16 protein-coding genes are annotated in these 25,890 nt (G+C 51.8%); 15 read left to right on the top strand and 1 reads right to left on the bottom strand.

Translation table 11 applies throughout. The features are described 5' to 3' along the window. Positions 1-155 precede the first annotated feature (155 nt). Genes GT019_RS22960 through GT019_RS22950 form a run of 3 tightly spaced genes read left to right on the top strand, consistent with a single transcriptional unit; the run spans position 156 to position 2,252 of the window. Entirely contained in the window at positions 156-1,022 is an 867-nt protein-coding gene (locus GT019_RS22960; RefSeq protein ID WP_161745764.1) for a flagellar hook-basal body protein, read from the top strand. 40 nt (positions 1,023-1,062) lie between these two features. Beyond that, positions 1,063-1,887 (top strand): flagellar hook-basal body protein, encoded by an 825-nt coding sequence (locus GT019_RS22955; RefSeq protein ID WP_161745763.1) that lies wholly within the window; start codon positions 1,063-1,065, stop codon positions 1,885-1,887. An 11-nt stretch (positions 1,888-1,898) separates the two neighbouring features. Beyond that, positions 1,899-2,252, top strand: a complete 354-nt coding sequence (locus tag GT019_RS22950) for a DNA-directed RNA polymerase subunit beta (protein ID WP_161745762.1) — start codon at positions 1,899-1,901, stop codon at positions 2,250-2,252. Positions 2,253-2,545: 293 nt separating this feature from the next. Here the strand turns inward: GT019_RS22950 and GT019_RS22945 are convergent, their stop codons facing one another. Then, positions 2,546-4,723 carry a hypothetical protein gene (locus GT019_RS22945; RefSeq protein ID WP_161745761.1) on the bottom strand — a complete coding sequence of 726 codons (2,178 nt, stop codon included), beginning with the start codon at positions 4,721-4,723 and terminating at the stop codon, positions 2,546-2,548. Positions 4,724-5,172: 449 nt separating this feature from the next. Between GT019_RS22945 and GT019_RS22940 the strand changes: the two genes are divergently transcribed. The 12 genes from GT019_RS22940 to metK all read left to right on the top strand — a co-directional run bounded on the left by GT019_RS22940 (position 5,173) and on the right by metK (position 25,731). Then, a complete protein-coding gene (locus tag GT019_RS22940) occupies positions 5,173-5,757 on the top strand; it encodes a CDP-alcohol phosphatidyltransferase family protein (RefSeq protein ID WP_161745760.1) in 585 nt (194 codons plus the stop codon). A 160-nt stretch (positions 5,758-5,917) separates the two neighbouring features. After that, positions 5,918-6,349 carry a 3-hydroxyacyl-ACP dehydratase FabZ gene (gene fabZ / locus GT019_RS22935; protein WP_161745759.1) on the top strand — a complete coding sequence of 144 codons (432 nt, stop codon included), beginning with the start codon at positions 5,918-5,920 and terminating at the stop codon, positions 6,347-6,349. A 73-nt stretch (positions 6,350-6,422) separates the two neighbouring features. Further along, positions 6,423-8,135 carry a phospho-sugar mutase gene (locus GT019_RS22930; protein ID WP_161745758.1) on the top strand — a complete coding sequence of 571 codons (1,713 nt, stop codon included), beginning with the start codon at positions 6,423-6,425 and terminating at the stop codon, positions 8,133-8,135. A 58-nt stretch (positions 8,136-8,193) separates the two neighbouring features. Then, positions 8,194-10,314, top strand: coding sequence for a DUF5693 family protein (locus GT019_RS22925; protein WP_161745757.1), 2,121 nt, complete (start codon positions 8,194-8,196; stop codon positions 10,312-10,314). Then, positions 10,263-11,429 carry a polysaccharide pyruvyl transferase CsaB gene (gene csaB, locus GT019_RS22920; RefSeq protein WP_161745756.1) on the top strand — a complete coding sequence of 389 codons (1,167 nt, stop codon included), beginning with the start codon at positions 10,263-10,265 and terminating at the stop codon, positions 11,427-11,429. Before GT019_RS22925 ends, csaB begins: the two co-directional genes overlap by 52 nt. Before the next feature lie 231 nt (positions 11,430-11,660). Further along, the gene (locus GT019_RS22915; RefSeq protein WP_161745755.1) at positions 11,661-12,794 is read left to right on the top strand and encodes a glycosyltransferase family 4 protein; all 1,134 of its coding nucleotides are present in this window, start codon (positions 11,661-11,663) and stop codon (positions 12,792-12,794) included. A gap of 167 nt (positions 12,795-12,961) precedes the next feature. After that, positions 12,962-17,137 carry an S-layer homology domain-containing protein gene (locus tag GT019_RS32525; RefSeq protein ID WP_161745754.1) on the top strand — a complete coding sequence of 1,392 codons (4,176 nt, stop codon included), beginning with the start codon at positions 12,962-12,964 and terminating at the stop codon, positions 17,135-17,137. Positions 17,138-17,647: 510 nt separating this feature from the next. Continuing rightward, positions 17,648-20,584 (top strand): S-layer homology domain-containing protein, encoded by a 2,937-nt coding sequence (locus tag GT019_RS22905; protein WP_161745753.1) that lies wholly within the window; start codon positions 17,648-17,650, stop codon positions 20,582-20,584. 150 nt (positions 20,585-20,734) lie between these two features. Beyond that, positions 20,735-23,242, top strand: coding sequence for a hypothetical protein (locus GT019_RS22900; protein ID WP_161745752.1), 2,508 nt, complete (start codon positions 20,735-20,737; stop codon positions 23,240-23,242). 172 nt (positions 23,243-23,414) lie between these two features. Further along, positions 23,415-23,933, top strand: coding sequence for a hypothetical protein (locus tag GT019_RS22895; protein WP_161745751.1), 519 nt, complete (start codon positions 23,415-23,417; stop codon positions 23,931-23,933). Positions 23,934-24,022: 89 nt separating this feature from the next. Beyond that, entirely contained in the window at positions 24,023-24,292 is a 270-nt protein-coding gene (locus GT019_RS22890; protein ID WP_161745750.1) for an alpha/beta-type small acid-soluble spore protein, read from the top strand. 236 nt (positions 24,293-24,528) lie between these two features. Continuing rightward, positions 24,529-25,731: a methionine adenosyltransferase gene (gene metK / locus GT019_RS22885; protein ID WP_161745749.1), complete on the top strand. Its 1,203-nt coding sequence runs from the start codon at positions 24,529-24,531 to the stop codon at positions 25,729-25,731. The last annotated feature ends 159 nt before the right edge of the window (positions 25,732-25,890 follow it).

Below are 25,890 nucleotides of genomic sequence, written 5' to 3'. Positions count from 1 at the left end.
GGGTAGGGTGCCGTAGGGAGGCGCGCCGAGGAGCATGGCTGCAGAATAGGTCTTTAGACGCAATGCCTGTCTATTCATGACGGAACGGGTTTATCCGATATATACGGTAAGGTTTCAACGTTCGGATAATCAGACAAGCGCCCGGGAGGATCTCCATGCTAAGAGGACTTTATACGGCTGCCGCGGGAATGATTTCGCAGCAGAACAGACATGATACCATCACCAACAATATCGCCAACATGAATACGCCGGGTTATAAGCAGAAATACGCGGTCACCCATTCTTTCCCGGACATGCTCCTGCGATTGACGGGAAGCGACGACGTCGACAACGGCAAATCGCTCGGCAAGCTGAGCACGGGCGTCTTCGCGGAGGAGAGCCTGCAGATCAACCTGCAGGGCGATCTGATGCAGACCAATCAATTCAGTGATTTCGCGATTTCCTCGGATATCGGCGTGCCCGGCGTTAATTTCGATTCTTCCGGCAAGTCGGTCACGGCGGACGGGGAGTTGATATTCCAGCCGCAAGCGTTCTTCACGGTGCAGAACAAGGACGGCGAGACCCGCTATACCCGCGACGGTCAGTTCAAACTGGACGAGCAGGGTTTCCTGACGCTGCCGGACGGATCCCGCGTTCTTGCCGCGGACGGCAATCCGTTCCAGCTTCCGGCGGGCATGACCATCAACGACCTGGCGATCACGGCCGATAACCGGCTGGTGAATCCGCTGACGGGCGCGAGCGCGGGGCAGCTGCTCATCTCGCGGGTGGAGAACCCGAACCAGTTGATTCGCGAAGGCGACGGCAAGTTCAAGCTTGCGGACGGCGAGACGGGCGTACGGGCCGTCAACGCGACCGATCGCGTCGAGGTGCGCCAAGGCTACATCGAACGCTCCAACGTCGATGCCGCCCAGTCGATGGTCGACCTCATGTCGGCGGCAAGAGCGTACGAAGCGAACCAGAAAATCATTCAATTTTACGATAAAAGCATGGATAAAGCGGTCAATGAAATCGGACGCATCTAACTTCGGCGTATAGGAACGCAAGGCAGGGGAGGCTACAGGAATGAACGGCTCAATGATCAGTGCGATGGCGTCCATGAGCGGACTGCAGCAGAAGCTCGACATGTTGGCCGACAATATCGCGAACGTGGATACGGTCGGCTACAAACGGAAGGTCGGTACGTTCGAAGACCTTCTGACGACGCTGAAGCAGCAGCCAGATGCGTTCAAACAGCCCGGCCGGCTTACGCCGATGGGGTTCAACCAAGGCTGGGGTTCCCGTCTCACGATGGTGCAGCCGGATATGGCCCAAGGGCCGCTGAAAGAAACGGACCAGCCATACGACGTGGCCATCGAAGGCAATGCTTTGTTCCAGGTTACCGTGGACGACGCGGGGCATACGGGCTATACGCGAGGCGGATCGTTCCAGACTACCTTTACCAATATGGGCATCAATATTCTTACCACCAAAGAAGGTTACCCGGTAGCCTCCGTCAACGGCGGCTCGATCGAAATTCCGGCGGAAGTGCAATCGAATGTTCGCATCGATGCTTCCGGCAATGTGATCGGCACGACGCCCGCGGGAGACATCTTGCAGCTTGGCCAGGTCAAGCTGGTTCAGGTAGACAAGCCTGGGCTGCTGACGCAGGTGTCGGACAATTTGTTTACGGTAGCCGACGGCGTTCAAGTCGGCGACGTGATGCACGACGTTACGGCTAGCGCGGAGTCCAAAATCGCCATTAAACAAGGTTATCTCGAGCAATCCAACGTCGTCTTGGCTGACGAGATGACGGATTTGATTAGCGTGCAGCGGGCTTACCAGCTTAGCGGAAGAGCATTGACATCGAGCGACACGATGATGGGGCTCGCGAACAATTTGCGCGCATAGGAAATGAGTGAATGCCTATGGATTCAAAGAAAGAAACAGCCGCAGGTCTCGAGGGCGTAACGTCCGCGGAACGCAGCAACCTGCTCGGCGCTTCGACTGCCGGGGATGCGGTCCGCGGAACCGGGAAGCGCCCGACGCGGGAGTCGAGCGCGGCGAAAGAAAAGACGAACGTGCGCAAGAAACGCCATCCGGCCGTCCGCGCGCTGAGGTGGACGCTGCTCAAAAGCATCGTGCCCATCCTGTGCGTGCTGGCCATCCTGGGCGGCATGTACATCGGCTACGCGGTGGTCGGCAAACAGCCGGGCGGCGACATTCTCAAAATCGAGACATGGAAGCATATGTATGACCTTATCTTTGCTGATTAATCGGATTGGTTTGCGTTCAAAGCGGAGCTTTGAATGCGGCATTCCGATAAAGGATTGGTTTGCGTTCAAAGCGGAGCTTTGAATGCAGCATTCCGATAAAGGATTGGTTTGCGTTCAAAGCGGAGCTTTGAATGCGGCATTTCCGATAAGAGCCTGCTTAGCCCAGCTAAGCAGGCTTTTTGTGCTCTGGGCGGTGTTAGGCTGGTCACCAAGCGGCAAGCGTTCCGGGAAGCGTGCAAAAGGCCCGCATCACCGTCCAACGACGAGATGCGGGCCTGAATCCGGTCAAGCGATTATTTTACGGATACGTGAATGCTGATCGTTTTGCCTTCTACCTTCGCGCGCACATAAGTCGAGCCTTTCGCGATCGCGGTAATGACGCCGTCTTCGACGGTTGCTACCTTGTTATTGCCGGTTGTCCATAGAGCCGCCTTGGTTACGTCTCCGACGCGGCCGCCTTCGTATTCGCCGGTCACATTGACGGTTTCCTTCGCTGCGGGCGCCATCGTCAGCGATTTGCTGGATGGCGTCATTTTCTTCAGCTTGCCGATGACCGAGACGGAGATGACGACGGATTTGCCTTGGTACGTGCCGGTCAGCTTGAAGGTACCTTCTTTAATCGTTTTGATGGAGCTGCCTTTGATCGTCGCGAGCTCTTCCGAATCCATCGTCCAGTTCATTTTGGAGGCGAGGGAGACGGTTTTGCCGCTTTTGTAGACACCCGTTACCTTGAGCGTATAGGTACGCGCCGGGCTGTAGACGGGAGCGAGATTATCCACGAGCAGTTTGGTGATTTCCTCTTCGATCGTGACGCGGATCGACGTGGATTTGCCCAGGTACGTAGCGGTCAGCGTGACGGCCGAAGCTTTGATGCCTTTGACGTTCGGGGCCTTCACGATCAGGTTGGCCGAAGAGCTCTTCCATGTCACCAAGGACGTGACGTCCTCCTCGTTGCCGCTGTCGTACGTCATCGTGATGGTCGGGAGCTTCGTGTCCTTGCCGATGACAACCGACAAGTTCTCTTGGTCGGAGCTCAGCATCAGCGGTTGTTCGTGCACGTTCACGGTAACCGTGACGGACTTGGACTGGATGGCGCCCGTCAAGGTGACTTTGCCGACCTTCTTCGCTTTCCACTTGCCGTCTACTTTATCGAAAATGTCTTTGTCGCTGCTGGTCCAGGTGACGACGCTCGATACATCCACCGTCTCGTCGGCGATCGTCGTGGCGGAAACTTTCGGCAGCGTTACGTTGTCGTCGTCCACGTACGCGTCCATCTTGTCTTTGGCCGCCGTCAAGCTGCTGACGCTCGGATAAACCGTTACGTTTACTTGCTGCGTGACGCCCATGTACGATGCTTTAATAACGGTGGCGCCGATTCCTTTGGGACTCACGAGCCCTTCTTTGCTGACGGTAGCGGCGAACACGTTGCTGGATGTCCACGTCGCTTTGGCGGTGACGTCAAGCGGCGCGTCATCGCCGTTCAGTACGACGGCGGTAAAAGGAACCGGGCTTTCTTTCAGCAGGATGTGCTGATCTTCCTTCGGGGTGAGGCGCATCGCTTCGAAGGCCGGCCTTACGACGACGGTCACGCTGCTGCTCACGCCGAGGTACTCGGCGGTAATCGTGGCCGTGCCTACGCCGACGGGCGTTACGACGCCTTTGTCGACCGTCGCGACGGTTGCGCTGCTCGTCGTCCATGTCGCTTTGCCCGTGACGTCGCTGCTGACGCTTTCGGTGGAGAGCGACGTTGCCGTCAAGGCTTCCGTCGGATCGCCGTAGGTGAATTCCAACAAATCGTTGTTCGAGAGCGAGAGCGATTTGTAAGGCGAGGCAACGGTCAATTTAACGGTGTCCGTTCTGCCTTTGAATTTGGCGGTGATGGTCGTGACGCCGGCCGCCAGCAGTTTGATCTTGCCGTCTTCGACCGTCGCGACATCGGCATCGGAGCTTGTCCACGTCGCGTCGTCGGTGACGTTCTGATCGGCCGATCCGCTTTTGACGGCGATGAGGTCGTAGTCGAGCTCGTCGCCCAGTTTGACGTTAATCGCGGAATCTACGGCAGTGCCGTCATTCTTGATCGTCACGCTGTCATATAAATAATCAACGGTGACAGGCAGGGAGACCTTGAAGCCTTTATAGGTAGCGCTGATCGTTGCGCTGCCTTTGGCGATGGCGGTCAATTGTCCGCTCGTGACTTTGACGATCGAAGAATTCGAGGTGGTCCAAGCCGCGTCCAACGTGACGTTTTTCTGAGAGGACGATCCGGATATGGACGCGACGACGTCGACCTGCAGCGTATCGTCATCGATATAGATCCGGGCCGGGGAAGGAGCGTTGTCGAAGGAAATGCCGGTGACGACGTCGTCCGCGTAAGCCAGTCCTGCAAAGGAAGAGAACGTCAAGACGATGGCTAACAGGAAAGTGAGCCATGGGCGGAATTTGGCAGGGGCGGCGGGTTTGTTCGTGCGCATGCTGATTCATAACCTCCAGAGACAGAAATTTTCCTTTATTAATAGAAGGAAAGCGAATCGTCCGCCGAGCTTCTATATAATGAAGGGATGAGCATACCGCGCTGCGTGGACGGCGGCGTTTCATCGTGTCTCTATATTTAACGGTTCGTTGGGACGGAAATTGAAGTCATTATGCATATTCTGCCAGATTTAGTTCGCGCAAAGAGGGAAATAGTCCCTCGTTTATGCGGTGCCGTACGCGGGAGTTGGGGCTTGGGCGAGGTTTTATTTTTTCCAGCGTAGCGGTATAATGGTTTAGAATGTCTGCAGGACGGATCATCGCATATCTGGGATGAAGGACGGTCGGCTGCCGTCCGCGCAAACCAATCGCCCGTGGGCGAATGCTGCGCAGCCTGCCGTCCGCGCAAACCAATCGCCCGTCACCTAATCGGTAAGGAGGCGTAAGCATTATGAATGTACCGAATATGCTCACCATGCTTCGGTTTGCGTTGATTCCCGTCTATGTAGCCATATATGCCTCGGACTCCACGAATCATATGAAATGGGCCTTCCTGGTCGTCGTGGTTGCCGGATTGACCGATGTATTGGACGGCTATCTGGCGCGTAAGTATGGACAGGTCACCATGGTTGGCTCCATGCTGGATCCGCTGGCGGACAAAATGATGATGATTGCCGTCATCCTGTCCTTGCTGATTACGGGACATATTCCATGGAGCGCAGGCGCGGCGATTTTCGTTCGCGACGCGGGCATGATCGTCGGATCGGCTTATTTTCACTTTCGGGGGAAGAAAACCGTGCCCGCCAACTGGATGGGCAAGCTGACGACAATGCTTTATTACTTGGCGATTTTCTTTATTTTCTTCGAAATGCCTTGGGCGCGCACGTATTTGTGGGGCGTCATCGCCTTTTCGTTCATCACGTCGTTTATCTACATCGGATTGTTCTTGGCGTTAAACAGGGAGGGCAAGAAGGCGAAGATCAAGGGGACGCCGACCGACGCGGACAACAAAGAGCATCACGCTCGGGAAGCCTGAGACACGATAAAAAGGAGATCGAACGCGCGGAACTTCTTCAAGAAGCACGCGTTCAATCTCCCTTATCTTAACCCCACGACTGCAGTTTCGTGTAGGATGGCCTTATTGTGGCACAATAATAAGCAATTTATAACATGCGCGACGAAAGGAAGTTTGAGCTATGCTCGATATTCGACAAATCCAGGAAATCATTCCGCATCGGCCGCCGTTTCTGCTGGTGGACCGCATCCTAGAAGTGGAAGAAGGCAAGCGGGCGGTCGGACTGAAGAACGTGACGATGAACGAGCCGTTTTTCACGGGACACTTTCCGGCGTATCCGGTCATGCCCGGCGTTTTGATCGTCGAGGCGCTGGCGCAGGTCGGAACCGTGGCTATTCTGATGGTGGAAGCGAACCGCGGCAAAATCGGGTTTTTCGCCGGCATCGATAATTTTCGGTTCCGCGGACAGGTCACCCCGGGAGATACGTTGATCCTGGAAGTGGAGATTACGCGCCTCAAAGGGCCGATCGGCAAAGGACAAGCCACGGCCAAGGTGGGAGATAAGGTCGTTGCCGAAGGCGAGATCATGTTCGCGCTGAAGGACCCGGAATAATTTGCCGAACGGGCCTTGCCCGGCAAAAAACCGAGCCCCTTCGCGCTTGAACTATATATAAAAAATGGAGAGGATGCTGGAGATGAACCAAACTGCTGTTGAACGTTACGAGGCTTGGCTTGCGGACCCTTCTATCGACGCTGCGACGAAAGAGGAACTGGCGGCTCTTCGGGGCAACGACAAGGAAATCGAGGATCGCTTTTACCGCGAGCTGGAATTCGGCACGGGCGGCTTGCGCGGCGTGATGGGCGCAGGGACGAACCGGTTGAACGTGTATACCGTCGGCAAAGCCACGCAAGGACTGGCGAATTGGACCCTCGGCAAATCGTCGAAACCATCCGTCGTCATCGCCCACGATTCGCGCAACAACTCTCCCGAGTTCGCGCTGGACGCGGCGCTTGTGCTTGCTGCGAACGGCGTAACGGCATATTTGTTCAAATCTTTGCGCCCGACGCCGCAGTTGTCTTTCGCGGTACGCGCGCTCGGCGCGACTAGCGGCGTGGTCATAACGGCCAGCCACAATCCGCCCGAATATAACGGGTACAAAGCCTACGGTTCCGACGGCTGCCAGCTCGTGCCGGCGGACGCGGAGCAAGTGATCGGCGCGATCCAAGCCGTTACTGGCTTCGATCAAGTGAAACGCATGAGCCGGGAAGACGCGGAGGCCCAAGGCTTGCTGCAATGGCTGGGCGAAGCGGAAGACCAAGACTTCATCCGCACGGTCGCGGCGCAAAGCTTGAATAGCGAGTTGTTGAAAAACGGACTGGGCGAAGCGCTGACGGTGGTTTACACGCCGCTTCACGGGGCGGGCAACATCCCGGTGCGCGAAGTGCTCGCGGCGGCAGGACTCTCCAATGTACATATAGTAGCGGAACAAGAACAACCGGACGGCTATTTCAGCACGGTCAAATCCCCGAATCCTGAAGAACGCGAAGCGTTCACGCTGGCGATCAAGCTGGGCCAAGAAGTCGGCGCCGACATTATGATCGGAACGGATCCGGATTGCGACCGGATGGGCGCGGTCGTCCGCAATAATGACGGCGAGTACGTCGTGCTATCGGGCAACCAGTCCGGCGCGATCATGGTGCATTATCTGCTTGGCACGCTCAAGGACCGCGGCCAGCTGCCGGCGAACGGCGTCGTCGTCAAGACGATCGTCACGAGCGAGATGGGCGGCGATATCGCGGCTTCTTACGGCGCCGAGGTCGTGAACACGCTGACCGGCTTCAAATACATCGGGGAGAAAATCACCCAATACGAGAAGAGCGGAGAGCATTCCTTCTTGTTCGGCTACGAGGAAAGCTACGGTTATTTGGCCGGCACGTATGCCCGCGATAAAGACGCGGTCGTCGCTTCGCTGCTTATCTGCGAGGCTGCCGCTTATTACAAGAGCCAAGGCAAAACCTTGTACGACGTGCTTCTGGAGTTGTATGCGCAGTACGGTTACTTCATGGAGCATCTGGAGTCCCGCACGCTGAAGGGCGTGGACGGCGTTCAACAAATCGCCGGCATCATGCAGGACTGGCGCGGCAATCCGCCGACGGAAGTAGGCGGCGTGCGCGTGACCAAGGTATTGGATTACTTGCCGGGCTTGGACGGGTTGCCGCCCGAGAACGTGCTCAAATACATGCTGGAGGACGGCTCCTGGTTCTGCCTGCGTCCTTCGGGAACGGAACCGAAAATCAAAGTGTATGTTGCCGTACGCGGTCAATCGTTAAGCCAGGCGCAGGACGCCATCAAGGCGCTGACGGAAACCGTGATGCAGCGCGTCGACAGCAAGGCTTAAGCAGAAAGCTTCCGGGCGGGGCGTTGTCCCCGCCGGAATACGTTAAGGAGTGGAAGTTGTGCGTCAGAATTGGCAGCATTGGAATCGCAAAGCCATCGCGGCATTGTGCATCTTGATCATCATCGGCATTATCGCGGCATTGCCCGTAAGCGCGACGCGGTGGAAGACGGAGCGCAGCTCCAAGCAAGTGGACATTGTCTTCGACTACCGCGATCTGCTTCAAATATCGGCTTACAAAACCCATCCGCAGCAGTTCATCCAACAAGAGCTCGGCAAAATGAAAGCGGCAGGCATCAGCTCGATGGCCGTCTTCGAAACGTCGCTTCAGGAACTGAAGTGGGCGGGACGCATTTCCTTGTACGGCTCCGACACCTTAAGCGACCTGCAGGGGAAGCCGCTGAGCGCGGACGAGAACTTTACGTACTTGCTCTTCAATTCGAAGCAGGACGAGGAATCGTTGAGTCCGATCATCGCGGACACTTTCAAAAGCTGGGATATCTCCACCTCGCCGTTCAGCTTCAAAGGCAGCAACGGGCTCGTGCTGGAAACGCCGGTCGAGGATGCGATGCTCAAAACGATGCAGCCCGACCCGGTTACCGTGCAAATGCTTCACGACGCCGGATTCCGGATCGTTCCGCGTTTGTCGGACCGCATTCCTTATGACGCCGCCAGCGTGGACAAGCTGTTGGATTCCTACCAAGCGATCGGCGTTACGCGGATTTTGTTCGACGGCAATGCCGTCAAAGGGTATGGCGACAATGCCGAGAAGAAGAGCTTGACTTCGTTCGGCGACTCGCTCGACAAGCATGGAATCGGAATCGCCACGATTGAGAATTCTAAACCGCAACAGGGCATGAATTCGCTCGCTTACCTGACGCATTATAATGTAGCGAGACTTTATTCCTTGTCCGAACGCGACGCAGCCGCATTGAAACCGATCGACATCGCGGACCGCTTCCAACTGGCCGTCAAAGACCGCAGCATCCGCATGTTCTACATCAATGCCGCGCCTGCCAGCAATTCGGCCAAGTCGTCCATTACGGACCCGCTGGAGAACATCTACAACTCCCTGCAGGGCGAAGACGGCTTCCTCGCGAAGTTGGACAAGCTCGGGTATACGGCAGGTCCTGCCGAGAAATTCGACTATTCATCCCCTTCTTGGCAAAAGCCGCTTAAAGCGCTTGTCGCATTGGGCGCGATCGCGTTCATCGCACTGTTGATCCAAGCATTCCTCCCCGGAGTGGGAGCAGCGATTCCGGTATTCATCATCGGACTGATCGGAAGCGCGGGCTTATACGTGCTTTCCAAATCCGTCTTCGAACAGGGGCTCGCGCTCGGCGCGGCCATCAGCGCGCCGACGCTCGCCATGGTATGGGCGATTCGTCGCGTCAGAACCCATACGATCGGCAATCGCCGCCCGGTGGGCGGCGGGGACCATGGCGTTGCTTCGCGAACGGACGGCGGCCAATTCCGCTGGATCTTCCCGGGCATCACCGCGGGACGCCGATTCACGATGGCAATCGCGATCTTCGCGACGACATCCGTCATCTCCCTCTGCGGCATTCCTTTCGTCGTCGGCTTACTCAACAATATTACGTACAAGCTCGTGCTGGAACAATTTAGGGGCGTCAGCATGCTTCACTTGGTTCCGATCGCCTTGACCGCGCTTTATGTGTTCCTCTACACGGGCGATTCCGTCATCGGCAATATCCGCAAACTGTTGAAGATGCAAATTACGGTTTTGTGGGTCGTCGTCGTCGCATTCGTGGGCGTGGCAGCGATGTACTACCTGTCGCGCACCGGCAACGAAGGATCGGCGTCGTCGATCGAGCTTACGTTCCGTAACTTCTTGGAAACGACCTTCGGCGTGCGGCCGAGAACGAAGGAATTCCTGCTGTCGCATCCGCTTTTCTTTGCCGGATTATTCCTGGCGCTTCGTTATCGCGCGGCGTGGGTATTATTTATCGTAGGATCCATCGGCCAATTGTCGATGGTGGATACCTTTGCCCATATTCATACGCCGCTTCCGATCTCCCTCATTCGCGTCCTGCTCGGGCTCGTGCTCGGCGCCCTGATCGGCATCGTGCTGATCGGCGTATGGCAGGTGTTGGAAGGAGTTTGGAAGCGATGGTCACCGCGGTTCGTCAAGACAAAGCAAAGCCTCAAATCCGGCGCGTAGTCGTCTCGGGCTATTACGGTTTCCGTAACAGCGGCGACGAAGCGGTGCTCAAATCGATATTGTTCGCGCTCGCGGAGGAAGGCGCCGAGCAAGGCGTGCAGATTGTTCCCGTCGTTCTGTCGGTGGACCCGGCCTGGACGACCAAAATGTACGGCGTGGAATCCGTGCACCGGATGAAGCTTGGCGAAATCGTGCGCGCGATTCGCGGCAGCGACGGCCTCATTAGCGGCGGAGGCAGCCTCTTGCAGGATGCGACCGGCGCGGCGACGATCCCGTACTACACGGGCGTCATCAAGCTGGCGCAGCTGCTGGGCAAGCCGACTTTCATCTACGCGCAAGGCATCGGTCCCGTGAATCGCCGATGGATGGATCGGCTGATTCGCGGCGTCATGCGCAAGAGCGCGTACGTGTCCGTGCGCGACGCGGAGTCCGCCGAGCTGCTTGGGCGGATGGGCGTGCCGCGCGACCGGATCGACGTTGTGCCCGATCCGGTCATGGGGTTGCCGCTTGCGCGCGAAGCTGCAAGCGGCGGCGGGGCCGCCGATGCGGAGCCGGCGGCAGCGGCGGGGAAATCGCCGCTGCCGGTGGTCGGCGTGTCCTTGCGGCATTGGCGCAAGGACGGCGCCGACCTGGCGCGCGCGGCGGCCGCGCTTGGCGCGCTGGCCCGCAGCCGGGCGGTGCGGCTGCGGTTTCTCCCGTTTCACACCCCCTCGGATGCGGAAGCGTCGCAATGGGTGATCGGTCAGCTCGGCGACCTTGGCGAGAGCGTCGCCGAGATCGCGCAGCCGGGCGACGACCCGCAGGCGATGCTGCTTGAAGTCAGCCGGTGCGACGCGCTATTCGGGATGCGCCTGCATGCGCTGATCTATGCGGCAAATCAATCGGTGCCGCTTATCGGTCTCTCGTACGATCCGAAGATCGATCAGTTCCTGAACCGATTGGGGTTGAAGCCGATCGGGACGACCGAATCGCTGGACCCGGACGCATTTGCGGCTGCCGTAGGCCGACTGCTCGACGAGTCCGCGGAATGGCGAACGGCGCATGGCGGCGTTATCGCGCGGCTGAAGCAAGAAGCGCGCAAACCCGCGAAACAAATAGTGGCAAAAATTCGTTAAACTATATATAGAAGCTGTTACCTCATCCAACCATAGGTTCCTGCGGACATCTAGTTATACGGCCGTAAAACGAAGCGAAAGCGCTGTGCGTGAGAGAAAATGTCGCAAAACCAGGCCCAAGCACGCGAAATCATCGGGTATTTCGTGGAAATCGCTTGAAAATGAGAGTGGAGTTTCTTTTCCAAACAGCGTATAATTCTATCCGGCGATAGCTAGGAAAGGGAGATGGAAATGAGTCACGTCGTTCTCTATACAGCCGCATTCATAATTTCGTTATGCCTTGCGCTGGCGCTTACCCCGCTTGTTATCAAACTCGCGTTCAAGGTCGGGGCGATCGACAAGCCGAATCATCGAAAAGTTCATACGAAGATCATGCCGCGTCTCGGCGGTTTGGGTATATATGCTGCATTCATCGGCGCTTATTTCGCCGTGCAGCCGTTTATTCCGGAAGGTCTCTTCCGCAGCTACGATAAAAATTTAATCAACGCGATGCTCGCGGGCGGTTCCATTATCGTCCTCATCGGCGCGTTGGATGACCGTTTTGAATTGTCGGCCAAGGTGAAGCTGCTTGGTCAAATCATTGCCGCCTGCGTCGTCGTATTCGGCTTCGGCGTCAAAATCGACCTGCTGAACATTCCGTTCGGCGAGGCCATGCAGCCTGTCGCTTCGTGGATCAGCATACCGATCACGATTCTTTGGATCGTGGGCGTTACCAATGCCATCAACCTGATTGACGGACTGGACGGATTGGCGGCAGGCGTGTCCGCGATCGCGATCGGTACGATCCTTGTGATGGCGGCTGTCATGGGCTTTGCGCCGGTCATTCTGCTGAGTACGCTTCTTTTGGGCGGCGTCATCGGGTTCCTGGTGTATAATTTTCATCCGGCGAAGATTTTCATGGGCGATACCGGTTCATTGTTTTTAGGTTTCGGTCTGGCGACGCTTTCCATGCTGGGCTTCAAGCAAGTGACGATGGTTTCTTTCGTAACGCCGCTGCTGATCATCGGAGTGCCGCTGTCGGATACGTTCTTTGCGATCATCCGCAGATGGATCAACAAGAAACCGATTTTCGCTCCGGACAAAGGCCATTTGCATCATTGCCTGCGCGAGCTCGGCTTCAGCCATCGTCGTACGGTGCTGATTATCTATGCCATCGCGTCGTTCTTCGGACTATGCGCGATCTTGCAGTCCACGATCGTACAGTCGGATGCCGCCAATTGGATTACCTTCGGCGTTATCTTGGTGCTCGTATTCTTCCTTCAGATCGGAGCCGAGCTGATCGGCATCGTCGACAAGTCCCGCAGGCCGCTTATCAGTTTCCTGCAGCGCTTGCTGTTAAGGACGGAGCAGTCCCGATCGAAATAATTGCGCCTGGTAAAATAAAACTCTGTTCCCAATCGGGAACAGAGTTTTTTGCGTTCTGGCGCGATGATGGCCCGGCTTTTTCTGGGACTTGTCTAAACTTTTAGTCCCGCAAGGCCGATAACAATGATACAAACTATGTGTATGGAATGAAGTGGAGGAGGCTTACCGTGATTAGGAAATTAGGTACATGGTTCATCTTGCTGGCCTTGATTATTCAACTGGTGCCGGCAAGCAAGATCGAAACCGCCCAAGCCGCAACAGGTAACTTCACGTTCCCGAGCGAAAGCGACCAAATCGGCTCGCCCCGCGTCACGACGGACGAACGCGTTACCTTGTCAGGAACGATCAACAATGTCGACCCATCCTCGATCTCGTACAGCGTGTACCAGATCATTGACCCTACCGACGAAACGAAACTCGGAAGCGTACGGGAAAACCTCACCAGCAATGTGTCGGTGAGTGGCTTTAACGTGCAGATTTTTAACATTCAACTCTTCCCGGGACTAAACAAAATTACGTTCAAAGGAACGCAGGGCGGCGGAGAAGTCAGCAATTCTATTTATGTTGAGTATCGCAATGGCCCAATGCTGTATGATTTGACGGCCAACTTGGACGGCAATAACTTCCCTATCGAGGAGAACGGAACGACTGTCGTCCAATCCACGACTTCGCGCGGCCGCAATACGGCCGATATCAGCATCACGGGTAAAGCGCCGAACGCGCAGCAAGTAACGATTGTCGTGAATGGAAGCAGCAAGACGTACTCCGTTAACAGCAGCAATGACAACTCGTTCGCAGCAGCTCCGATTACGTTGCAAAAAGGCAAGAACTTGGTCACGATACGTATCAAGAACGGAACCCAGGTAATCGAGACCTCGCGCGATATCGCGTTTTATAACGGCAGCGTTACCTTCTATGATGTGAATATCAACGAAATGAACAATATGACCACGTTGCAGTCGGCCGCATTGGAATACAGCCCGAACTTCGTCGTAACCACCGGCAACACGCTTAAAGTGACGGGAAAAGTCATCGTTCCGAACAGCGTATATGACGAAGTCATCGACCCGACGACCACGCCGCCGACGAAGGCGACGTTGCCTCATCCGGATCCGACAAAACCTCTTGCTTCTCTAAAGGCAGCCTTAAAGAAAGCAACGGATTCTGCATACACGGATCTCACATCCGCTATCAGCAATGCAACGATCGTCGGTAGTCCGGCAGTTACCGATAAATTTTTCGTTTATCAATACGAAATCAATCTCGGCGCCATTACAGCCGGCACGCTGGATACCTTGTATAATCTGAAGCTCACGGCGCGTAACGAAGAAAATGCGCACCTGAATTTGACGCCTACCGAACAGGGCACGGACGCGCTCTATTTCACGCTGCACGATAAGAATAAGCCGTTCGTAAGTCAAATCAATTACTTGCCCGGTTATAAGCCTGAAAGCTATCAAGGCATTGAAGGCATCTCGCTGGACGGAAAGAATATTTACGGTCTGCCGATCGGTATTGAAGTGTTGGTCGGCAATCCGGCAGGTGCGGACGTTGTCACGGTAACGGGGATCGCGGACAATTACGGTCACCCGGCAACGGTGCCGACCAAGGTTGCATTGCCGGCTCCGGGAGGTACGCTTGCATCCGGACAATACGCCGTTCGGGAGACTTCTACCGTCACGAAGACCGTTAACGGTGCGCCGCAAGTGTTTACCCGCGTCGTATTGGAGTTTTACAAGCTGCCGTATGAGGGCACCCAAACGATCACGGTTCAGGTAGGGAACGGGAATGCGGCTTCAGCAAAATTCACGATGCTATATGGGCCTTATGCGAATTTTAATACGATTTTTGATGGCATGACGATTAATGATGATTCTACTTTGTCACCTTCGGAACGGGTGAACGATATTATTCATGGCAAGCTTGGCAATTTCCAAGGGGTGCTGCAAAATATCAATAACACGTCCGAGATCAACTACAACACGAGTAATAACAAACCGCGAACGATCTATTTTTACATTAATAACGTAGCTTTCCCGCTTAGAGCGGTGGATAGTACCGATATCACCAAATTCGTGTTGGACGAGACGACTTCAATCGGAACGAATGTTTATACGGATGCGCTCAACGCGTTGTTTAACGGTGAAAACTCGATCAAGTTTGTTTTCCAGAGTTCGAAGAGCTACTATGAGAAAGTCGTTACCGTCAACAAAGTTCCAACCAACCTTCCGGTAATTCCTGCGCCGGACACATTAGGCATCTTCCCGTTCACGTTCGAGGATGCGATCACGGATCCGAAGCCGATAACGAATGACCCGCATTTCACGAAGAACGGAGCGCTTTACAACACGACGGAAGCGTTCATGAACGTGTACGGAACGTTCGATTTTATCGATTTGGGAAAATCGCCCGGTGAAGTCATCAGCAAAATGACTTCGCTCATGGCACCGGACGGCACGACCAATCACGTTCCGGCCAGCGATTATATTTTAAAGATTGCAGGCGCGTCGTTGACGACGCCGATTACATGGAAACTAACGGATCCGTTCCAAATCGTGAATGGCGATACTCCGATGGGCATGTATCCGGCCAACGCCAGCATTAACGGGAATTTGGTCGTGCGTTATGACGTGTCGAAGCAATCCTTCGAATTCTTGCTTAAGAAGCAGGAGCTGAATTCCGACGGCAGCTCCAGCGTTTATCTATTCAATGTATTCAACAGCGGAGAGACCGGTCCTAAGGCAACCTATCGCCTGGAAGTCGACCCAACCGTACTGCCCTATAAAATCCTTCGTCCGTATCTGCCGGCAGAGGGCATCGTAAACAAGAACTTCGTCGATGTCATCATCAATGCCAAGGGCGCGGACAAGGTAACAATTAACAAAGTGGCAGCGGATAAATTTTCTTATGATGCCGATAATAATCCGATCAACGGCATCGAATATCCGAATGCTTACAAGGCAACCATTAACGGGCTCAAACCGGGCGTGAATAAGATCAGTTTCACGATCGAGAGCGCCTCGGATAAAGTCAGCAATTTCATCGAGGTTACCTATACGCCAACCAACATTCCGGGCGCGCAATTTTTGAATGACATGGGCACCACGAATAAAGTGTTTGATGGCGCGGTTTCATTGACCTTCCCGAAAGGAACGGCGCTCATTCGAAGGGACTTCAACGTGCCGGCGAATTTGAAAGACCAAGTATTTACGGGACATAAACTGCTGTTCGCGATCGCCAACCCCGAAGACGGCGTCGTTGACCGCCGCGAATACGACAGCCCGCCGCCGGATTTTGATTTGATCATGCAAAACTTCGGTACCCGGTTTAGAGTTTCGTTCCCGACTCGCTTCTCGAAATCCAGCCCTGTTTATTGGATCGATGCCGGGCTTGCGGACGATACCACTACGCCGAGCTACGATCCGCTCAAGATGGGCGTAGACCCATATCAGTATCCAGGCGCAACCGGACCTGGAGGAACGAAGATTCCAACATACGATGAGCGTCCGGACGATCGTGAATTGATTACGTCTAAGCGCGGGACGCTGGCGCTCTCATTTGATCCGAATATTCGGAATACCGCGGGCACGATCGTTACGGTTTTCCGTTACGATGTAGAGAATAAGTTCTGGGTCAATATGGGCGGAACCGTCGATACCAAGAAAAACACGATCACCGTTCCATTTGATCAATTCGGCTATTATGTTGTTGCAAAGATGACGTATTCGTTCTCGGATGTCACGAATCATCCATATGCGCGCAACTATATGGAGGCCATTTTCTCGAAGGGCATTATGAACGCGGCCAATTTTGACGATTTTGGAGCCGACATGTACACGACGCGCGGGGAGTTTACTCGGATGGTCGTCAAAGCGCTTGATATTCCGCTGAACTATGAACTGAGCAAACCGCATTTCGATGATGTGCCGCCGATCATTAACCAAGATGCGCTTTGGGATTACAGTTACATCGAAACGGCTGCGAGAGAAGGAATCATCCGCGGTACGCAGCCGCGAACGTTTGAACCGACCGCTAACCTTTCGCGACAAGATGCTGCCGTTTTCCTTGCGCGTGCATTGAACCTGAAGCTGGAGACGGATCCGAAGAAGATAGATGCCGCATTGCAGAAATCCTTCAAAGATTATTCGGACATCGATTACTATGCGAAGGCTTCAGTGCTTGCAATCGCGAAGAAGCTTTACATTCAAGGTTCCCCTATCGATTCGAAGGATCCGAAAAAGGGATATACCTTCGAGCCGAATTCCAGCTTGCTCCGTTCGGACGCGGCGATCATCACCGGCAAAATGCTTGCCGATCTGAAGCGACTGCCTAAACTGAACTAAAATGGTTGACAAAGGACTGCCTGGGCGATGCCAGGGCAGTCTTCTTGTTCTTGCATGGATTTCTAGCGTTTAGTAGTGCTCGCTATACATGGGAAATGTTATCTATCGACGGCAATAGGCCATTCGTTCTATAATTAAATCCGTGGTAGACAGCCTGTCCTGGTTCATACGACGCATCGACAAAAATTTCGAGAAATACCGAGCGAAAAAGTTTTTAAAAGTTTTTTTCTCGACATCGCAACTTTTTTGAAACCACTGCGTTTAATTACATGAAGATGGCGGTAAGAAAGCTTAACTAGCCGCTGGAAGGGCCTGGTACTATTTATGAAATAGCCCTTTACGCTAGTAAGTGCCCATTGTATAATGTTATAGTGGCGTTCGGACCCTACCATTTTTTTCATGCCTACTTTTATTTACAAGATTCTGCGACAAGTTCCTACAAGGAATCACTTTTTGCAGACATTATTTATACGAATTATGCTCAACTCGTGAAAGGGGGTGAATCGGCTAATGAGACAAACGAGCAAACAATATTCTAAACAAAACTCTCAAGACCCGAAGCAATTTAGAGGAGGAGAAAAAAAGGTTATGAAAAAAAGTTTATCTCTATTAGTGGCAGCAGCTATGACACTGACTACAGCGTCGGTAGCGTTCGCTGACGATGCAGCACCAACTACTCCAACAGCTCCAGCTACACCGGATCTTACAGCACAACAAAAGTTCGACGCTCTGAAAGAACTGGGTATCTTCAACGGGTATCCGGACGGTTCCGCTGGTCTTGACAAACAAATGACTCGCGCTGAGTTCGCGAAAGTACTTACGAAGCTTACGCAACTTGAAGAAAACGCAGCAGCAGCCAAAGTCTACAAAGACGTTCCTGCTACTCACTGGGCAGCTGGATTCATCGGCGCTTCCACGGAAGCTAAACTGATGAACGGTCTGGGCGCTAACAAATTCGGTCCATCCGGTCAAGTAACGGTTGAACAAATCGCGAAAGTTGCTGACCTGGTTGCAGGCATCGAACCTTCGACAGATGCTGTAACTGGTAAAGTATCCGAATGGGCGAAAGGTTATGTAGCAGCTGCGGTTAAAGCTGGTCTTCTTCCTGAGCTTCCTTCCTACCAAACAAACGCAACTCGCCAACTGTTGGTAGAAGTTACTTACGATCTGGCAGCTGACGTTGTCAAAGTTGCTTCCACGAAAATCGTCGACGAGAAGAACATCGAAGTAACGTTCTCCGACGGTGGCGTAGTCAAGAAAGCTCTTGATACTGCACTGGTTAATGGCGTTGCTACAAAGGTAACGGTTGAATACCAAGGCAAATCGTATGAAGTTACTGTTACGCTTCAAGCTGCGACAGTATCGAAGATTTCGCAAACTGGCGCAAACAAAATCTCGGTTGAATACAACCAAGCTTTGAATGCTGCTGAGCAAGCTGCCGTGAAAGTTGAAGTTAAGAAAGACGATGTACCGTATTCTGTCACAACGACTCTGTCTGAAGACAAAAAATCGGTTAACGTGACTTCTAACTATCTGCCAGCTGGCGAATACTCGGTGAGTGTGAACGGTGCTGAAGCTGTTAAAGTAACGGTAGCTGACGCTGTAATCTCCAAAATTGAGATCGGCGCAACAGCATTGGTCATTGCTGACAACCAAAAATTGGGCATTAAAGTACTCAACCAATTTGGTGAACAAGTACAAAACCCGAACTTGAATGTCAATGTTCTTGACGGTACAGACGCAACTGTAGGAGCGCTTGATTACACTATTGTTGATGGCGACTACACTGTTGATCTGAAAACCGACAAAGTTGAAAAAGACGATGTTATCATTGTTTCTGTTCTTAACCCAGACACAGGTATTTCCGCAAATAAATCCTTCAAAGCAACTGACGGTAGCGCTATCGTTACGATGAAAATCGATACAGTTAAACCGCTTGAAGGATCCACTCGCATCACTTCCGGAGATGAAGGTGTTGTAATTCCTTACAACTTCTTGGATGCTGCTGGAACTAAATATGTGCTGAATTCGAAAGCTACTGATACTAACACTACTGACAACATTGTTCAATTCGATGATGTTCAATTTATCTCTAGCAATAATGACATCATTGATGCTAACTCGCTTGCTGTCGACGAGAATGGCGTTCTGACATTCACTGCAGGTAATGCTGGTACGGCCGTTATCACTGCTTTGAACTCCAAGAATGGCGTCTCCACTTCGGTAACAATCAAAGTTGAAGATGCAACTAAAGTTGGTAAATTCACTTTGCAAGGTCCTGGTGCTCTCGTAGCTCAAGGTGAAGATGCTGCTTTCAACTTTGTTGCAAGTGATAACTATGGTGGCGCAATTGCAAAAGGCGATTTTGCAAAAGCTTCGTACAACACTCAAGTAACATTCACAACTAACCGTGGTGGAACTGTAACGCCTAAGTGGAACAGCAAAGGCGAACTGACTCTGAACTTCGGCGTGGATGATACTAAGGATGGATCGACTGTAATCTACGCTTGGGTTAACAACCAAATCGCAAGCCAAGTTACCGTTGACATCAAAGAAAAAGCAGTTCCGACTAAAGTTGCTGGTCTGAAAGATCTGGCTACTCTGTACGGAATTGGCGGTTCTGACGTAATCGACCTTAACAGTGTGAAAGTTGTTGATAACTGGGGACGTGTGATGTCTTCGCTTCCAGCTGGTTATGCACTCGCTGTAACTGAAAAAGCTGCAAGCGATGTAACTGCTCTGGACGGCCTGACTGTTGAAGGTGCTGCTGCAGGTACTTCTACACTGCTTATCGGCCTCACAAACGGTGGTACTGCGGTAGCTGGCTCGTCTTATGAGCAAAAAGTTACGGTAATCGGCAATGACAAGGTTGTAAACTTTGCAATCGATACAATCGGTACGCTTTATGCAAAGGATACCAACACTTCGGCTGGTGATACCGGCAAGTATGCAAAAACTGTTACTGTGACAGGTAAGACATCCGATAACAAAACAGTTGCAATTGATCAAGCTGCATTCGTAACTTCGATTACTTCGACTGACCTGTCCGTTGTAAACGTAGAAGGTTCTAAGATTTTCTCCAACGCAAAAGGAACGGCTACGATTGCTGCTTACCAAGGCGCAACCAAATTGGCTGAACTGGCAGTAACAACTTCGGATGCAACTCCTTATGCGGCTAAAGTTGCATTTGACAAAACAGAACTTCTCCTTGGAAATGGCGCAACTGACACTTCTGTTAAAGCTGATCTGTACGTAGAAGATCAGTATGGAGTAGACGTTACTGCTTTGCCAGCAGGTAGTGGCGTATGGGCTTCGTCTGATTCTTCCGTCGCAGCTGTTGCACAAAATGGAACGATTACGACTTCCGCAACTAAGGACGGCGTAGCAACTATCTCTTACATCACGAAAAACGGTGTTGTCGGAACTGTGTCCGTTAAAGTTCAATAATTTGCCGATCGTGATTCAAGCTTAATAAAAGACCCCCGTGCATATGCACGGGGGTCTTTTATACATTCCTCACATGTTGTCTATCATCGACCGAAACAAATAGATGTCAAGGAACGTCTATAATAGTAATAAGAAACAGGAGGAATTTATGTGAAGAGAATTGTGCAGACATCGATCATGGCTTTAACAGCTGCAGGTTTGCTTTTTCAACCCATACCATTGATGAAAGTTGCTTCGGCGGCAACTGTGTCAAATACTCTCTCGAGTAAAGTGGTGTCATTAGGAACGGGGAAAAGTTTAGTAATCCGCGATGCTAAGCTGCTGATGCAAGGAAAGGGTCTACTGCTTGCTTATACCGTAACCATTACAAATAATAGTACACAATCACTGGATCTACTTGATTATTGGATCAAAGTTAAAAGCTCAAATGGCAAGACGTATAAATCTACGGTGACGGATGAAGATAAAGATATCAAGTATGTAGAAGCGAAATCTTCAATAAATCTTACCTATTACACAACCGTAGACAGTAATACTAAGCTGACGGACCTTTCATTCAATATTGTAAAGTGGGATTTCTCGGTTGCTAACTATGAACGAAGTTTGGCAACTATCCAATACAACGGAAATTCTATCGGCAAAACGCCTCTGTATAAACCGAGCGTGATGTTGTTTAGTAATACGAAAATAAAAGGCGCAGTCAAACAATACTACATAACACAAGATCAAAGCGGAATTTATTTAACGATTAACTATCTGCTTGAGAATGTAGGCTCTAGCAGTGCCGCTCTAAGCCAACTTGGTTTTGCGCTTCAAACGGATAGTAATTCCGTATTTGATATCGCTGCAAACACGGCAGATCTAACCTCCCTTCAACCTAAGGAACGCAAAATTATATCTTTGCATGCTAAGCTTCCTAATACGCTAACTGGAAAGAAGCTAGCCCTTATTCCTTTTACCAAAGACGATACGAATAAAATTGAAATACCGAATGGATCTTTTGAAGTGCCTGCGCTAAAACCTCAGTCTGCTACGGAAGCGAATAAATCCCGAGTGGTTTATCTTGGGGGGAAACAAATACAGACCTTGGCTAAAAACGCAATCTTGAATGAGAATGATGGCAGTACTGACATTGCTTTGGACTTCACGTTGAATAACATTGACGTATCTGCTCTAACGATGCCTGGTCTTGAATTTTCAATTCAAACGCCAGACAATATTTCTTATCCCTTAACATTTGCTAAAAGCGATAATACAGTATTGTTGCCGAAAATCGAGCAGGATATCAATTTATCTGGCACCATTCCTAAGTCATTGCAATCCAAAGCACTGAAATTGGTTGTAAAGAGCGCTGCTACCGATGCGCAAGAAAGCTATTTGCTTGGAATTTACAATGTTCAAACCGAGAGTCAGGAAGGAAGCGTAGGAGGTTCGTTTACCTATAATAACGATTATTCCGTACAACTAAGCTCCATTCAAAGGACCCCATCTGGCGACGATGATATCCTACTGGCCGAATTGAGTATTACTAATAAGAGTAATTCATCAAAGAGTGTACCTTCTGATTTAACGGGATACTTTCTGATCAATGGCGTTAAAGTCGACGCTCAAAGTACTGCTGTGGGATTGGATCAAACGATTAATATTGCACCGAATGGCACCTATCATACGGTAGTTTTCTCGAAGATCCCATACACGACAACGGTGGATAAAATCAGTTTTGTTTTAACGCAATCGCAAAAGGATGCCAATGCCAAAAAGTTGTATCAGTATTCAAGCCAAGCTGTATCATCCATTCCTCAAATTTCCAACCAAAGCATATATGCCATCAATAATGTTGGTAGCAAATCAAACGTTAAATTAATTAATGCGAACGTGTACACGAATGAAGAAAACAACTATCTTTATACCGAATTCGAAATGACAAACATGGAAGCGAGAGCAGCGTTAATGTCCGACCTCAGCGGCTATTTGGAGGATGATGCAGGAGTCATCGTACCGGTAACGTTTACTCCCGTAAAAGATAAGTTAACTTCAAATGGAAAAGCGCTTATCTCGGCTTGGGGGCAATTTACAAAATCATTTAATTTGAATAATTATCGCCTTATCATCGGTAATGGAGTAAAAGTGAAAACAGATACGACTACGGATGAGGTAATCACCGTCAATCCAGTATCCTATCTCATGAAAAATGAAACGCCTGTCATTAAAAATGATTTCAACGCCATCAAATTCTCTGCCTACGCACTCAGCATGCGCAATATTCAAGCAACGTTTAGTGTTTCGGGCACGACTGTGGATGGCGTGAAAATGAACATGGATTATGATTTGGTCTTGGATCCAGCCTATGATTACGTCGCGGGAGATCATAAATTGCTGTTTGAGTTCGTTGACCAAGGTTATGGAAAAACAACGTATACTAAGGAATTTGCGATTAATCAAAGCAGCACGGAAGAGCCGCCTACCGGAGGTCAGTCAGCATCTGTAGCTTCTCTAAAATACGGAACAAGCATCCCACTTGAATTTGTATTTAGTGATTCGGACATACTGTCAAACATTCAATTGATGAAAAACTATAAATTGAATGTATATGACGAAGTAGCGGGAGCAAAAGTATTGCTTGCTACCAAAGAATTGACGTGGTTTGAAAGACAATAGCGTCGTTGAACAACGTAATAACGCTATCTGCTATCTAAGGCATCCTTTCCAACCAACTTCGCAGAGCCGGTGGATAAATATCCGGCTCTTCTTTTATGAATTTGAGCATTCATGCCGATATAACCTAGTAATCGGATATTGAAAATTAAAGAAAAGCAAGGAGGACTGAATAGTGAAGTTTAATGCTAAGAAGCTGGCGCTTTCGATCACGGTCGTAGGTGCAGCCCTGTGGATAGGGTTGAAAATTCCTACCCTCGCGGAAGGAGATAGCGCTGTCGTCACGCCAGGCTCCGTCAATGACCCGGTCGTCACCAAGAGCTACATCGATACGCAAGTCGCTGACTTGGTGAAGGCCGAGCTTGCCAAGCAGGGCGGAGGCCAGACGGATTCGAGCCAAGGTACCGGCGCGCAGAAAGTCGAAGTCGTGACGGTGCCGGTCGGGAAGCGTCTGATTGCGAAGGATGGCACCGAGTTCATCGTTCGCGCCGGAAAGGCTGTAGCCTACAGCGCGGACAGCAACGGGATTTCGGACCTTACGGATGGAACGGATATTACGAATAGTAAGCCGGTTCCGAATAACCATCTTATCTTGTTCCCGCGAGGCGGGAGAGGCGTGACTCCGGCACCGGGGCAGAAAACAGGTTTGACCGTGATGGTGCGCGGTTCTTACGAGTTGCAGGTCCAGCAATAGTTATTTTTACCCGAACTGACAACAACTTATCCGCTTCGAAAGCCGGAATTCCGCACACAATACAAGCATCCCATTAGGAGGTGCTTACAATGTCGAGAAGCAATCGTAAAGTCGTGCCTGAATGTGCGCAAGCCCTGAACCAAATGAAATACGAAATCGCAGCCGAGCTTGGTCTGATGACCGGCGGTACGGCCGGTGGGGCAGATACCGAGTTTGGTTCGGAGCTAGGCGGTACCGCCGGTGCCGGAGGCGCTCACGTAAATTGGTCGCAGCTGGCTACGCGCGATGCGGGTTCTGTTGGAGGCAGCATTACCAAAAGACTCGTCCAACATGCCGAGCAAGTGCTTAAAGGTCTGTAAACAGGCGCGGGAAAGTACCCATTACCATTGACACAAAGCGACAGTTTCGGTATCATACTGTTTTAGAGAGTTCTTAATGAGACCTTTTCCACATTGGAAAAGGTTCATTTTTTGGAATCGAAACGTTCAGCGTTAGATCCCTTATGGGACGACGATTTCTTCATAGAGTCCCAGCAACCGTTGCAGGTTATGCATCATACTTAAAATTTATCGAGGTACAGGAGGTTGAGGTTTAAATGTCACTTAAAGGACGCCATCTATTCACGTCCGAGTCCGTTACGGAAGGCCATCCCGACAAAATATGCGATCAGATCTCTGACGCGGTTTTGGATGCATTTCTAGAAGTGGACCCTTATGCGCGGGTTGCATGCGAAGTATCCGTTGCTACCGGCTTGGTGCTCGTAATCGGCGAGATCAGCACGAGCGCGGATTACGTCGATATCCCGTCGATCGTTCGTCGCACCATCAAAGAAATCGGTTATACGCGTGCCAAATACGGCTTCGACTCCAGCACTTGCGCTGTCTTGACGTCGCTTAACGAGCAATCCGCGGACATCGCGCAAGGCGTCAACGCAGCGCTGGAATCCCGCGAAGGCGTAGACGTTCGTCAAGAGAACGAAGATATCGGAGCCGGCGACCAAGGCTTGATGTTCGGTTTTGCTTCGAACGAAACGCCTGAGCTGATGCCGCTGCCGATCGCGCTTGCTCACCGTATCTCGCGTCAATTGTCGGAAGTACGCAAGAACGGTACGCTTGAATACCTGCGTCCGGACGGCAAAACGCAAGTCACGATCGAATATGTCGATGGAAAACCGAAACGCGTTGACGCGATCGTCGTTTCCACGCAGCATGCCGAAGAGGTCACGCTGGAGCAAATCCAAGCGGATATCCGCAAGCATGTCATCGCACCGGTCGTTCCGGCTGAATGGCTGGACGAAGAAACGAAATACTTCATTAACCCTACCGGCCGTTTCGTTATCGGCGGCCCGCAAGGCGATGCCGGCTTGACCGGCCGCAAAATCATCGTCGATACGTACGGCGGTTACGCCCGTCACGGCGGCGGTGCCTTCTCCGGCAAGGATCCGACAAAAGTCGACCGTTCCGCAGCGTATGCAGCCCGTTATGTGGCAAAAAACATCGTGGCAGCCGGTCTTGCGGATAAATGCGAAATTCAGCTTGCCTACGCGATTGGCGTTGCTAACCCGGTATCCATCAACGTAGATACGTACGGCACTAGCAATGTTGATGAAGAAGTACTCGTAGAAGTCATTAAGAATAACTTTGATCTGCGTCCGGCAGGCATTATCAAGATGCTTGACCTTCGTCGTCCGATCTATAGCAAAACGGCCGCTTACGGTCACTTTGGCCGTACGGACATCGATTTCCCGTGGGAACGCGTGGACAAAGCCGATAAGTTGAAGGCCGACGCGTTGCGTTAAGTTTATACGTAGAGAGCCGCTCCTGCGAAGGGGCGGCTTTTTTATGCGCGAAAGATCAGATAGACGGCAGGCATTTTACGCGAACATCTTCATTTCATCCGGCTCCCAGCCGAAAACTATAGTACGAGTGTCTTTATTTGGGGAGTGGGGAATCTTGGT

Source organism: Paenibacillus glycinis (genome assembly GCF_009909185.1).
Taxonomy (GTDB): domain Bacteria; phylum Bacillota; class Bacilli; order Paenibacillales; family Paenibacillaceae; genus Paenibacillus_Z; species Paenibacillus_Z glycinis.
Note: the sequence above shows the minus strand (reverse complement) of the source record. Positions and strands in the feature narration are given on the sequence as shown.

Bases quoted from the DNA above. Each gene is read 5' to 3' on its own strand.
- csaB (WP_161745756.1), top strand. From the start codon at position 10,263: ATGGTCACCGCGGTTCGTCAAGACAAAGCAAAGCCTCAAATCCGGCGC.
- fabZ (WP_161745759.1), top strand. From the start codon at position 5,918: ATGCTCGATATTCGACAAATCCAGGAAATCATTCCGCATCGGCCGCCG.
- metK (WP_161745749.1), top strand. From the start codon at position 24,529: ATGTCACTTAAAGGACGCCATCTATTCACGTCCGAGTCCGTTACGGAA.
- GT019_RS22905 (WP_161745753.1), top strand. From the start codon at position 17,648: ATGAGACAAACGAGCAAACAATATTCTAAACAAAACTCTCAAGACCCG.
- GT019_RS22890 (WP_161745750.1), top strand. From the start codon at position 24,023: ATGTCGAGAAGCAATCGTAAAGTCGTGCCTGAATGTGCGCAAGCCCTG.
- GT019_RS22940 (WP_161745760.1), top strand. From the start codon at position 5,173: ATGAATGTACCGAATATGCTCACCATGCTTCGGTTTGCGTTGATTCCC.
- GT019_RS22915 (WP_161745755.1), top strand. From the start codon at position 11,661: ATGAGTCACGTCGTTCTCTATACAGCCGCATTCATAATTTCGTTATGC.
- GT019_RS22955 (WP_161745763.1), top strand. From the start codon at position 1,063: ATGAACGGCTCAATGATCAGTGCGATGGCGTCCATGAGCGGACTGCAG.
- GT019_RS22945 (WP_161745761.1), bottom strand. From the start codon at position 4,723: ATGCGCACGAACAAACCCGCCGCCCCTGCCAAATTCCGCCCATGGCTC.
- GT019_RS22960 (WP_161745764.1), top strand. From the start codon at position 156: ATGCTAAGAGGACTTTATACGGCTGCCGCGGGAATGATTTCGCAGCAG.
- GT019_RS22950 (WP_161745762.1), top strand. From the start codon at position 1,899: ATGCCTATGGATTCAAAGAAAGAAACAGCCGCAGGTCTCGAGGGCGTA.
- GT019_RS22930 (WP_161745758.1), top strand. From the start codon at position 6,423: ATGCTGGAGATGAACCAAACTGCTGTTGAACGTTACGAGGCTTGGCTT.